A 13,065-nucleotide genomic window follows, 5' to 3' on the forward strand; every position below is an offset into this window, starting at 1 on the left:
GCTTTTGTACTGGCATAATCCTTAAATAAACAAAAGCCCGCAGCAGCGGGCTTTTGGCTTGCAGCGAACCGTGCGCTAGAGTTTGTAACTCATACTGAGCATGATCATCTGCGCCGTGTAGTCATGGTTATTGCTGCCAAAACCTACGACGTTCCAGATCCCATCAACGGCGATATCATTGGCGGCGTCATTGTCCTTATAGTTCTCAACTTTGTAATCCAAGCGCAGCGCCATTTTGTCGGTGGCTTGATATTGAGCGTATAAGTTAATGTTATGTACTTTGGCAAAATAATCGCCATAGTCGCCTGTGATACCTTGTCTGACTTGGGTGTTACTGTCGGAGTCTGAATAGGTGTAATCCAGTCCTAGGCGTAACTTGTTCTCTAGCAGATTGTTGTAGCTGATACCTGCGCCAAGGACGTCCACTTTATCCTCAATGAAGCCAGTCCAAGTTGGGGTGCTGTAACTGCTGCTTCCCGCCTGTTCAGATTCAATGGTTTGGTGGTTGTAGAAGGCCGTTGCCAGTAAGTCTGCGGTGATCATATAACTGATATTGGCATCATAACTGGTGTCTTTTGACTCAGTTAAACCAATCACAGTGTCGGTATAATCATCGAAGGCATAACGGGCACCGAAGTCGAGGGTCAGGCTGTCAATCGGCGTATGAGTGACGCGGGCTTCTACTTGGGTTCTGTCACGATCCGCTAGGTTGTACTTACGTAACAAACTGTTGGTTTCAGACGATGTCCACTCAGAGGCTTGATATTGCGAGCCATCACGTTTGCCGTAGCTGCCCTTAACCCACATGTCCCACATGTCGAAGCTGTTGACTCTAAATCGTGCCCAAACAGTGTTCTCATCCGTGGTTTCACGGTCCTGATAGTCACGTTCGTCACGTTTGAAATCATAACCGCCGTCTAGCTTCATGCCTTGGGTAATACGGTAATCTGCGGCCACTTTGAAGCGTTGACTGCGATTATCGTAAGGGGTGTTATAGGCCACCTTACCGTTGACATTATTGATACTGATCTGGGTCCATTCTTCGATCTGGGTGTTGTTATCGCGGTCGTGGTAGTCATAACTACCGGTTAAGCGCAGTGAGTTACTCACTTTGCTGACGACTTTGAGGTTCATCCCGAGCAGATCCACTTTGGCATCCACGGCTTCTGTGGGCACTTGATAGCCATAGCCTGACGTGACTAAGGCCTGATCTTGACTCATTTGCCCTGCCAGTATGCGACCCGATAACACGTTAGTGCTGTCGTTATATTGACCCATTAATGTCACTGTGTGCGACTGGTTATCTGGGTCAAGGGCGATAGCACCGGAGGTTTGGGCACCAAAGGTTGGATTGAATGCACTATCAAAATTGAGCTGGTTGTATTCGTTTTTGAAAATAGAACCATTGTAGTTAAGTGCAGTGAACCAACGATCGCCTTTAAGCTTAACGCCAGCCTCTATGGTATCTGTGGTGTAATCCACAGGTTCGGCGAGCATCATCGACTGGTTGAAGAAACTACCTGAGGTTTGTTTTAAACCGGTTTTTTCTTCACGCATATAATTTACATAGGTGCTCCACAGGGATTCGCCTTGGTATTCAAAGCCTAAGCCAGTGCGTTCACGCTTGAGTGATAACTCCAGTGAGTTCAGGCTATCCATCAATAGTGGCATTTGGCCGCTCGAACCGGCGGTAATCCAGTTATCGGGCAGGGTCAAATGGTCGCTACCGACACCAGAGTAAGGCGTTAGCGCGCTGTTGCTGTCATAGGTGGCTATTTGGCGGTAGTTAACATTGATATTGTACTGGCCTTGTTTGCCCGCATTCACCTCTAAACGGCCGCCATCCATGCCCAGTTGATAGGCTTCAATGCTGGCACGGTAACCTTTTTCCCCTTTGAAGCTTAAATCGGCGTCGAGTTTACCCGCCACTTCATTGGAGGTACCAAAGGCATTGGCCGAGCGAATATCGTCTTCACTGTTATAACCCACACCCACACCGACGGTGCCGGATGTGCTGGTTTCAACGACGCAACCTTTACAGCTCCAGGCGGAGAGTTTGACTTTGTCGGTATTGGCATTACTGATGCCATAACCATCGGCGGCCACTGCAAAACCTGTGTTTGCCAATAACGCCAGAGTGATCAAATTGAGTTTAAATTTCATTTTCTCGTCTCCTTAGCGCTGTAATAGCTTGCCAGATGGATGGTTAGAACCATGGACCTGACTGTGGCAATTTAAGCAGCTTCTTCCACCCGTAAAGGCATTGTCGCCGACGTTAGAACCTAAACCAGTGTTACCTAAGTAGGCATTGCTGGCATGTCCATCACTGGCGTGACATTGCTGACACAGCTGCGGTGCGCGGGTTTTCAGCATGGCATCATTCACACTACCGTGAGGATTATGGCAGGTGACACAATTTTCAGTGACGGGTGCATGCTCCCACAATTTTGGGCCGCGTTTTTCGGCGTGGCAGGAGTAACAGGTTTCGTTGATGCTAGGTTTGTTAAGATCGGAATCTGTCATGCTCCCATGGGGATTATGGCAATCGCTACAGGTCATTTGCGCCCATTTGAGTGGGTGACTTGAACGTTTGTTCATATCCGCTTTTTGCTTGGTATGGCAGCTGGTACAGACGTCCATCTCAGTGTTTTTAGATAACACTGGGTCTTTGGCGACGTGTACTTGGTGGCAAGAGGCACAAGCAACATCGGCGTTGTCATGGTGACCGCCATTCCAAGACATACGTTTATCGTCTTGGTGACAGCTCATACACACGCTGTTTTGCTTGTCGGCACTTAAGGTCGATTGCTTACCGAAAGTGATCATGGGCTCGTTGCCGCCCTTGTTGTGCTGACCCATAGGGCCGTGGCAGGCCTCACATTGTAGGCCTGCCATTGGGCTCTTGGAGGAGTCAATGGCACCGTGGACACCTTTGAACAGGTCCATGACTTTTTCGGATTTTTTATGGCACATCAAGCAAGAATCGGCGCCTTTAGGTGAGTAGTTGCCTTCAGCAAACTTCTTATCTAGGGTCGCTTCCACTTGCTCTGGGGTCATTTTTTCATCCCACTTCGAGGCGTGAGCACTCGGTGCGATGCATAATGCCATGACGGCAGACATTGCCATCGACATGACCAATGCCGGCAGTAGGTTTTTCATTTTGTGGCTGTTCTTCATAATAGGCTTCCCAATTTGTCCCAACAAAATTCCAGAAAGGGGGAGCGAGCTCCCCCTGCTTGGGCAAATTACATTTTCACTTGAGTGTGATCTGCAACTGTTGGGGTATGGCAGTAGAAACAGGTTTCTGACTGTGCCGCTTGGTTGGCTTGAACATAGTCGCCATTCACTATCGCGCCCATGTTTTCTAAGCCGTGGCCAATCGATTCTGGCGCGTGGCATGAAGTACAAGTTGCCGTGATTGGGGTGGTGTATTTACCCGCCGATGTTGCCAGTGCACCTTTCACTTTGAATGCATCTAAGTTGAAGTCGTTATGGCACTGGGTACATTCTTTGATCACGCCTTGCTCACCGTGAACCACATGCAGTTTCATCTCGAAACCACCTTTGTTTGCACCGCTCGCATAGGTACCATCAGGGGTATGACAGGCCACACAAGCATCCACACCGACTATGGGGTTACCATTGGTATCTTTGGCATGTGATACTTGTTCTGTCATCACAAAGCCAGCATGGTGACCCTTGTGAAGCTCGAAGCTATCACTGTGACAACCTTGGCAAGTGCTGAAGTTAACCGAGTTTACATGGCGCATGCTAGGTGCATTACCGGATTTAGTACCAAACGCTAACTCGGCTTTCATGCTGGTCGTTGCGCTATCAGCGGTACATGCGCTTAGGCTTGTACCAGAGTTACACATCTCTAGACCGATAAAGGTAAAGGCGGTATCTGTATCTCCCGCGCCAAAGGGCAGTGCAGGTGTGGTGAAGACGAACTTACCATCAACTAAGGTTACACCCTCTTGCAGTGCACCATCTTTGACTAAGTCTTTTGCGATTTTTGCCGCACCACTACCTGGGCTCTTGTTGTAACCCATGATTGGGAAGTTAGGGCCGACGTTGGTGATAGTTTCTAAGCGTTTAATCTTGTCTTGAACTGCTACGGCATCCATGACTTGACCGTTTTTATCAAGGATAGATACGGTTAATATTGCCGTGTCATCGGCTTGACCCGCCAGTGTGGCTGACATGCCTAACTGAGCGATAACTGCTTTTTTATCCGCGGTCTTGCTAGTGTGAAGTTCTGTAGTCCAATCGCTATTATGGCAGGCGATACAGTTGGAGTTATCCAGCTGTTGTGAATGGCCTTTACCTGCGGCGAAGTCCACTGTGCTATGACAGCTTCCACAGGTAGCGGCAGTTGGAATACGTGACCAATTACCCCAATCTGGCGCGGCATCGTTTGCAGCATGACAGCTTTGGCAGCTTTCCAATGAACCTAAGGTCAGGTCTTTGTGTTTAGCGTGAACGAGAACATTGAACTCTTTACCTACACCCACTTTGCCTGCGGTGTGGCAAGTCGCGCAGTAGTTTACATCTGAGTAAGCACCGCCATGCTTCACATTAGCTAAGTCCTGATGGCAAGTGTTACAGCTTTCAGTGGCGACAATTTTGCGGCTGTATGTGGGGGCGGCACCCGTATCGGCGGTGAAGTCGACAAAGGCATTACTGTTAGGGACTTGAGTACCATCGAGCAATGGAGTGTTATAGGCACGAATCAAGACGCGTTGGGCTAGTTGTGCATTGTAGGTGACCTTAGTGTTTGCGGTCAGGTTCATATTGAAGGTATAGCTGTAGTGACCGTTTTTCTGGTCAACAAAAGTGCCTGGGCAAGTGGTGGCAAGATCACAGGTTTCATCGCCAAAGTATTGCCACTGTGAGGCATTGCCCGCACCCGTAGCACCTTGCGGGATCAGCTGTGCTGCGGCGAAGCGCATCTTTTGCAGACCCACCACAGGTAAGTCATCTTCGTTGGTGACGGTGAACTCAACACTAGGCACACCGTTAGTCACAACTGATTTGTTAAAGGTAAAATTAAGGGTTTGAATCGCTGGAGCGGGTTCGCCACCAGGTTCACCGGGATTACCATCTTTACCATCGCTGCCACCACAACCCGTTAAGGCCATAGTGACTGCACTTGCTGCCAGCAGCAGTGCGATTTTAGATTTTTGTGCGTTCATCATTTTTTTCCCTGCATAGGTTTGGCATTGCTTAAGTTTTTATGTTCTAGATCCGACAGATTCTATGTCTGTGTTTTTGGTCACTAGAGGCGACTTAAGTTGATGCTGGAAATAGAATTCCCCAAGGAAAGGCTAACCTAACATGCACTTAAAATCTTCAAGGCCTTTGCTAATGTGTGACTTGGATCTTTCTATTTCTAAAGAGGTAGTTAAACCAAGTGGGAAAAATGATTTTAGATCAAAAAAACAGCGGTTTTTGGCGTTGCAATAACAAAAAGAGAGAGGTGTTAACCTCTCTCTAAAATGGTCACTTTACTTTATTAAGTGTTATGACTAATTACCGTGAACTTCACGTAATTGAGTTGGTGTATGGCAAACGGCACAGCTTTCCGATGCACGAGTTTGAACATCGGCTGCACTGGTACCATTTAGGATACCACCGTTAGTCTCAATGTGAGATTTAGTAGAATCAGACAGATATTTCTGGTGACAACTTAAACAAGCGCCAGCATCAGAGGATACCCATATATCAGCGCCATTGTTATTGATATCACCGTAGCGCCATGCACGTTCTGGAGCACGTCCTAAGGTAATACCTTTATCTGTGTGACAGGTTGAACAATCAGTTTTTAGTACAGTACCTGATTGAACGCCACCATACTTCAGATAATGGCCTTCACGCTCGTGGGCCTTCCAAGCAAAGCTAGTTGGAATTTTGCCACCTGGATAGTTTGAATCTGTCTTCAAGGTCTTATCCGAAGTATGGCAAGTCTGACAGTTTACACCATTGTCATAATGGTGGATTTCTTGATTGTGACAACCTTGACACTTAGTTGGGTCAATGATTTCACGGCGGGTTTTGGCTGTTGCAGAGCTATCAACACCAGTATCTTTCCAGACAAAGTGATATGGTGCTTCTTTGACAGGAACCTTACGTACATCAGCTGTAGCACAATCAGTCATAACCACATCTGCAACACCGTAGCCACCATTGTTGAAACATACTTCTAATGCTGACCAGAGTTCGAATGTTTTACCGTTTGCATCGGCAGGTAAATTAAAACTGCTTCCTACTATAGAGTAAACTTTCGTTGCCTCATTGTAGACGCCCGTTTTCAACTGAATACGGCGAGCACTGTAAGATGCATCAGCATAGCTTGGGTAATCTTTATCAGAATCCCATGCAACTACGACACGTGAATCTTGGTTTACAAAGGCTTTATCGATAGCATTACCATCTTTATCAACAACTTGTACATCAAAGGTGATCTTACCAGTGTCATTTACGCCAACATTACTGAATTTGATGCCCATGGCTTTAGTTTCAGAATAGGCTTTCAGTACATCACCATGACGCTTAACCGCACTACCAGTACCGCCGTAAGGCTCGGTAGCATTGTGGCAAGACGTACAATCTGTGCTGCTGTGGTGTGAAGATGGTTTTTCAGTATGGCAACCAATACAGGCTTGATTGCTTAAATCGGTTTTAAATAGATCAGCATTGGCTGGCGCACCAGTTCCTTCAACGTGACAAGCTGAGCACTCAACCGCAGGTTTTAATGGGAAACCGACATTGCCGTAGTCAATGACTTTACCACCATAACCTACAATTTTATAAGGAGCTGGTACTTCTGCACCTGTTGCATCGAAGGTATGACGTTCGCCACCTTTGTGGATAGCATGGATCATGTAAGTGAATTCAATGCTATTACCTGACTCTGGATCGCCTGAGGTCGCAGTATGGCAAGATGCACAGTTCTCAATATCAACTCTACGGCCACCGTGTAATTCTAGACTTTCAGGTTGGTGACAGGTGTAACAAGCTTGGATTGAAACGACATTGCGAGTTTGAATGCCTTCTGTTTTACCTGTTGATGGTTGCCAATCTAAGTGAGCATTTGCCGCTAATTGCGGTAATTCAAGTTCTAACGTAGCTCTTTGAGTCGCGTCTGCATTATAAGTGACGGTTAAAGGCTCTGTTATATTCGCAATATTAGTCTGATAGGTGTAGCTATAACTACCATCGCCATTGTCTACTAAACATGTATCACACTTACTGGCAGCTTCGACGTTAGCTTGATATTGTGCCGAAGGGTTTAAATTATCGACGCCAGTTGGCGCAGTGCCTGGCTCTTTCTTGGCATTGATATAGGCTTGCCATTGGAAGCCACGATCAGCAGGTTTCGCTGGGTCGGCTGTTGCTTCAGTAACGTGAGTCAGCTGTGCGATACCAAAACGTATGTCGTGATCTTTCGTTAAACCAAGAACGGCAACACCGTTAGCATTTTCCAATGTAAAGTTAACAGTCACTTTACCCGCATCGACCGTAGCATTGGTAAAACTTGCTTTAAGTGTCGAAGTAGAGTCGATATTTACACCGACAACTCCTGGTTGACCGTCTTCACCATCTTTACCATCATCGCCACCGCAACCGACGAGTAGTAGAGAGAGTAAACCGGCACCCAACATCGCTTTTGTTGCGGTATTGAAATTGAACCGTTTCATCATGATATTTCCCTGCAATAGTTGTAATCATCATCAAACACTTTGGTAGATAAGAATAAATCTCATTACCCGTATAAGATGTGTGGAATTAGTTTTCCATCTGTAAGGCTAACTAAGTCACTGGTATTTATCAGTCATTTTAAGTGGGTAATGTGACTGAGATCTGACTATTTCTTTAGGGGTAGATGACTGCATAGTATGAGTTCCTTTTATATCTGCAGTTGCTGGTCTTTTGGACCAGCATCAGAGGGTTAGTTTATTGGGTGCATTTTTAGTACGTCGGCCACAGCACCTTGTCCATGACAGAAAGTGCAAGTTTCGGTGCCTGCGGTTGCATCGGCTTTGGTTCCCGCAAACATTGCACCTTGCTGCATCATGTGGCTATGGGTTGCATCGCTGGTGTGACAGTTACTGCACACCGCAGCAATAGGGCTGGTAAATGTACCGTTATTGAGGGCTAGGGGTTGTACAGCCTCATTTAGCGGCAAGGCAACCGTAGAGATACCCGCGGCATCTTTGACATGGCACTGGGCACAGTTACCTATTTTTCCTGGGTAGTTTAGACTTTCAAAGCCAGCAAACTGACTGGTGTGAATACCGTGGATCAACTGCTTAAAGTCAAATGACGTGGTGGAAGGGTTTGCCGCCGTGGCATCGGCCAGCATATTGGCATTATGGCATAGCTGACATTGACCACCGAGATCGTTGCGTGAGCCGTGAATATTAAGCTTTTGATCGCCATGGCAATTGCCGCAGGTTGCATTACTAACGACGGTACGGCGTCCTTCGGTGCTTAATGCTGCCATATCAAAATAGCTGTGGCTGGCTTTAATCACTAGTACTTCTGCTAGTTCAGTACTGCAGTCCACCAGAACCCTGTCTTTAGCGCAGACTCGGCCTTGAATTGCGAGTCCGCCGTGATCCGCTTCAGTTCCCGTAGGCACAGTAAGACCCGAAATCGTATAGGTATAAATGCCATTCGAGCCTGACACTGGGGCGGATTCCGGCAGTTTAATCGAGCGGGCAGAGCGAGTGGTATAATCAAAACTGGTTCCCCAGTTGGCATAAACCCTTAAGTCACTGATAAATTTTAGCTTATCTGCACTATCGCTGTAGACGGTGCCTGTGGTTGGGTTTATCAGTTTAACGGTGACTGTGACAGTTCCACTGGCATCCATACTGGCACTGGTGATGCTAGGGTTAAACTGCATGAGTGCAGCGGTTTGATCTTCATCACTGTGTACATTTGCAGTCCACTCTGCGTTATGGCAAGCCACGCAATTGCTGTTATCCATTTGTACTGGATGACCTTCTCCTGCAGGGAAATTAATTTGTGTGTGGCAGGCGCCGCAAGCTTGCATTGTGGGGACTCTATGCCAGTTTTGCTGTTCGGCTAACGCTGGATTATCGGCATGACAGGTTTGGCAATCACTGATGGGTTGCGGGAAACCGGTTAAATGCTTGCTGTGGATCATTTGTGGGAAAATATCCGCTGGGTTACTGACTTTTTTGCTGTTATGACAGGTGACGCAGGTTTCGATTTGATTATATTTACTGCCATGGAAAGCAAGATTGCTGTGGCAACTATTACAGGTTTCTATGGTGACTAAGTTGCGGGTGTAGGCGACAGTCTGTCCGGATGATTGCCAGTCATAGTGTTGATTGGTAATGGGTAAGGGCGTGTTATCGGCAAGTTTATCGCCGCCGATTTTGACCACCATTCTTTGGGTCGCTTCGGGCATAAACGTCACCCCATTCATGCCATTAAACGGTGCACTGAAGGTGTAACTGTAGTGACCGTTTTTATGATCTGTGAAGGTACCTGGGCAACTTGTCGCACAGGTTTCGGCGGTAAAGTGTTGCCATTCGCTGCTATTCCCGGCCCCCGTAAAACCTTGTGGAAGCAATTGCGCAGCGATAAAGGTGGCCGATGGAATACCAATAATGGCCTCGTCATCTTGGTTACTCACTTGAAAGTCAACTTGAGCAATGCCTTCCAGCAGGGTGACTTTGTCCACTATCAGGTTTAGATCGGTAATAGTAAGCGCTGGGGGCTTTCCTGGCTCACCTGAGTTTCCATCTTTTCCATCATCACCGCCGCAGGCGGTAAATAGGGTGACAAAGGCCAGCATCAGACTGAATTGAGTGCTAAATCTTGCAAACTTGTTCATATTTCTATCCTTGGAATACGCTGTAAATACCTAAGTTACATTTGGTAGCTTAAGGTCAAGCCTAGGTAATGGGCGTTATAGTCATGGGTCATATCGCCGAAACTGAGCACATTGGGGGTGCTATCCCACGTAGTGCCTTGGTTTTGCCAGTTCGCATCTTGATATTTCTCGAATAACCAATCGACACGCAGTGACATACTCTCGGCAAACTTATATTTGGCGTAGGCATTAATATTGTGTTTGCGGGTGTAGTAGTCGCCGTAGGGACTGGTGATACCATAGGTGACGTCTGTGTCACTCTGACCATTCGAATAGCTATAATCCAAGCCTATGTCGAGGTGGTTATCGAATAGATTTTGATAGACTATGCCTGCGCCAATAAGGGTGGATTTCTCTTCGGATGTACTGTACCAATCGGGGGTAGAGAAGGTGTTACTCCCCGCTTGGTCAGAGTCGCGCCAATCTTGATTGAGGTAGGCATTTAAACTGAGATCATTGCTGACGACATATTGTGCCGATACGTCATAACCTAGGTAGGACACTTGAGTGAGACCCACTTGGGTATGGTGATAATCGTCATCGACACTGTGTAAGCTGGCGCCCAGCGAGAGGCCAATATCAGTTTGATAATCTGTGTGTAAGGTGACTTTCTGTCTTTTTCTGTCCGCAAGATAGGATTTACGTAGCCAAGGGTTACTGGGACTCTGGGTTGTTGCTACCGGATCGTATTCACTCCCATCCCGCTCCAGTGCTTCTCCTTTTAACCAGGCCGACCAAGTGGGCGAATAACGATAACTCAGTTTAGCAAATACGCCGTACTCATCGACGGATTGCCGATCAAGCTCGGAGTAATCATTTTCATCACGAATGTAGCCCGCTTCGGCATAGGCCGATGATGTAAAACGGTATTTACCTTTAAGTTCGAACTTTTTGGTTTGTTTATCATAGAGGCTGTTTTGCGCCGTGCCCTGGTGAAAACTGTCGGTGATAACCTGTGGAAAGTCTAACTTCTTGGTTTTATTGTCCCTATCTTGATAGTTATAGCTTGCCTGTACGCTGAAATCTTGGGTGATCCGCCCTGAATATTTCAGGATCATCTCGAGGATATCCACTTGGCCTTCTAGGCTATCTGTGGGTAATACAGGCGAGGGACCATTGATAGTGGCTGGGACAAATGCCTCATCTTGGGACATGCGGCTAAAACCTGTGTGCATGAGCACATTATGACCATTGGCACCACCGGAGGCTTCTGCTGCCACTCGATAGGCCTTATTGTCAGGGTCAACTGCATTCTGCCCTATATATGCGGCACCAAAGGTGGGTGTGTAAGCCGATTGCCACTGCAATGCCTGGTGATCATTTTTATATTGGCTCATCTGGCTATTGATACCAGCCTGCCAACCCGTACCACTAAAATAAATGCTAGCATCGACTTGATCGTTACTGTCATCAATGGGTTGAGCGAGCATCACACTATTGGTGAGTATATTAGCACTGGTTTTTTTTGCACCGCTGCGGTCTTCATGTTGGTAGCTTAGTGAGGCTTTATACTGACTGTTCGATGACATTTTGCCCGCATAGTAACCACCGAGTGTGAAGCGATCCCGCTGCAGGCTCAAATCTTGATTAACTAGGCTGCTCTGCAACATAGGCATAGTTTGCGTGGTGCCGCCCGTGACCCAGTTATCGGGTAACAGCATCTTATCTTGTTCTGCAACATAGGGGCTCTTTAACTGATTGTGGTTATAGTTTGCTAAGCCTCGATAACCTAAGTTGATTTGGTAGTTACCCGGTCTTCCAGTGGAGAGTTTGGCCGAGCCTGCATCATAACCTAAGTTATCGATAACGAGTTGGGTTTGATAACCCGTCGGTGTTTTGTACTGCATATCGGCACCGACGGCGCCAACGAGGCCATCCTTATCCGTACCTGTCACATTTCCGAAGCGGCTGTCTTCGCCGTCATTGTAGGCGAGGGTGGCACTTACCTCACCAGTATGGCCCGTTTTAGGTTGGCATTGCTTACAACTCCATGCCGCAGTTTTAATGTTATCGCGATTGGCTTTTTGTAGCTCATAGCCTTCGGCATGGGCTTGAGTGAGGGCGCTGCTTATCGCCCAAGCAAGCAAAGTGAGTGAAAAACAAGCGCTATGATGAGACATTTTAGCTATTTGCATGATCATTCCCTTGTTATCTCTGTAGTAACTTGCCCGATGGATGGTTTGAACCATGTATTTGCCCATGGCAATTCATACAGGAATTGCCCGAGGTGAAGGCATTGGTTTGATTGCCGAAGTAAGCATTGCTGCTATGACCATCGGAAGCGTGACACTGCTGACACAACTGGGGTAGCTTACTAATTAACATTGCCTCATTGACGCTACCATGGGGGTTATGGCAATTAGCACAGTTGTCTGTGACAGGGGCATGTTCCCATAGCTTGGGCCCCCGTTTTTCGGCGTGGCAGCTATAGCAATTTTCATTCACGCTCATTTGCTTCAAGCTTGAATCGTTTAAACTGCCATGGGGGTTATGGCAATCGCTACACACCATTTGTTGCCACTGCAACGGATGGGCAGAGCGTTTGTGGATGTCGGCTTTTTGCTGGGTATGACACTGGCTACAGATGGCGACTTCGTTGGCCTTATCACCGATAGGATCTTTTGCTGTATGAACTTGATGGCAGCTGCTGCAGGCGATATCGGCGTTATCGTGGTGATTACCTTTCCAGGCAATGCGTTGGTCGTCATTGTGGCAGCTCATGCAGACACTATTTTGTTTTTGAGCAGGTACCGGAGAATCTTGGCCAAAGGTAATCATTGGCTCTTTGCCTCCTTTATTATGGGTGCCGAGCGGACCGTGGCAGGCCTCACACTGCAAATCTGCCATCGGGGAGTCTTTTATAGTGGGGTTGCCATGCACACCATCAAATATTGCCATTACCACGGCACTTTTTTTGTGGCACATCAGGCAAGTATCTGCCCCCTTCGCAGAGTATTGACCTTCGGCAAATTTTTTGTCTAATGTTGCTACAACTTCCTCTGGGCTTTTATCATCCCAGGGGGTTGCCGGGGCCGAAAGGCTCACTATTGCCAACATAACAGCAAACATAGCTTTCACTATGCTATTGAACTTTAGCCTTATATCCATGTTCATCTTTTCCCGAGTGCGTTTTATTTGTTATTTTCCAAGCTTTC

The 13,065-nt window shown here is 47.2% G+C and carries 7 protein-coding genes; all 7 read right to left on the reverse strand.

Annotated elements, in window-relative coordinates:
* Window positions 1–75: 75 nt before the first annotated feature.
* Window positions 76–2,163: an MtrB/PioB family decaheme-associated outer membrane protein gene (locus COW15_RS13350; RefSeq protein WP_293633018.1), complete on the reverse strand. Its 2,088-nt coding sequence runs from the start codon at window positions 2,161–2,163 to the stop codon at window positions 76–78.
* A gap of 12 nt (window positions 2,164–2,175) precedes the next feature.
* Window positions 2,176–3,177: a decaheme c-type cytochrome MtrA gene (gene mtrA / locus COW15_RS13355; protein ID WP_293633019.1), complete on the reverse strand. Its 1,002-nt coding sequence runs from the start codon at window positions 3,175–3,177 to the stop codon at window positions 2,176–2,178.
* 68 nt (window positions 3,178–3,245) lie between these two features.
* Entirely contained in the window at window positions 3,246–5,198 is a 1,953-nt protein-coding gene (locus tag COW15_RS13360; protein WP_293633020.1) for an OmcA/MtrC family decaheme c-type cytochrome, read from the reverse strand.
* A gap of 330 nt (window positions 5,199–5,528) precedes the next feature.
* Complete coding sequence (locus COW15_RS13365; RefSeq protein ID WP_293633021.1) at window positions 5,529–7,703, reverse strand: OmcA/MtrC family decaheme c-type cytochrome; 2,175 nt, start codon at window positions 7,701–7,703, stop codon at window positions 5,529–5,531.
* A 248-nt stretch (window positions 7,704–7,951) separates the two neighbouring features.
* Window positions 7,952–9,871 carry an OmcA/MtrC family decaheme c-type cytochrome gene (locus COW15_RS13370; protein WP_293633022.1) on the reverse strand — a complete coding sequence of 640 codons (1,920 nt, stop codon included), beginning with the start codon at window positions 9,869–9,871 and terminating at the stop codon, window positions 7,952–7,954.
* A 35-nt stretch (window positions 9,872–9,906) separates the two neighbouring features.
* Window positions 9,907–12,045 (reverse strand): MtrB/PioB family decaheme-associated outer membrane protein, encoded by a 2,139-nt coding sequence (locus COW15_RS13375; RefSeq protein WP_293633023.1) that lies wholly within the window; start codon window positions 12,043–12,045, stop codon window positions 9,907–9,909.
* 13 nt (window positions 12,046–12,058) lie between these two features.
* Window positions 12,059–13,024 (reverse strand): DmsE family decaheme c-type cytochrome, encoded by a 966-nt coding sequence (locus COW15_RS13380; protein WP_293633024.1) that lies wholly within the window; start codon window positions 13,022–13,024, stop codon window positions 12,059–12,061.
* Window positions 13,025–13,065: the final 41 nt, after the last annotated feature.

The sequence above is a fragment of the Shewanella sp. CG12_big_fil_rev_8_21_14_0_65_47_15 genome, assembly GCF_002783505.1.
In the GTDB taxonomy this organism is placed as follows: Bacteria; Pseudomonadota; Gammaproteobacteria; order Enterobacterales; family Shewanellaceae; genus Shewanella.

Coding starts and splice junctions, on each gene's coding strand:
- COW15_RS13365 (WP_293633021.1), bottom strand. CDS start 7,703: ATGATGAAACGGTTCAATTTCAATACCGCAACAAAAGCGATGTTGGGT.
- COW15_RS13370 (WP_293633022.1), bottom strand. CDS start 9,871: ATGAACAAGTTTGCAAGATTTAGCACTCAATTCAGTCTGATGCTGGCC.
- mtrA (WP_293633019.1), bottom strand. CDS start 3,177: ATGAAGAACAGCCACAAAATGAAAAACCTACTGCCGGCATTGGTCATG.
- COW15_RS13375 (WP_293633023.1), bottom strand. CDS start 12,045: ATGCAAATAGCTAAAATGTCTCATCATAGCGCTTGTTTTTCACTCACT.
- COW15_RS13360 (WP_293633020.1), bottom strand. CDS start 5,198: ATGATGAACGCACAAAAATCTAAAATCGCACTGCTGCTGGCAGCAAGT.
- COW15_RS13380 (WP_293633024.1), bottom strand. CDS start 13,024: ATGAACATGGATATAAGGCTAAAGTTCAATAGCATAGTGAAAGCTATG.
- COW15_RS13350 (WP_293633018.1), bottom strand. CDS start 2,163: ATGAAATTTAAACTCAATTTGATCACTCTGGCGTTATTGGCAAACACA.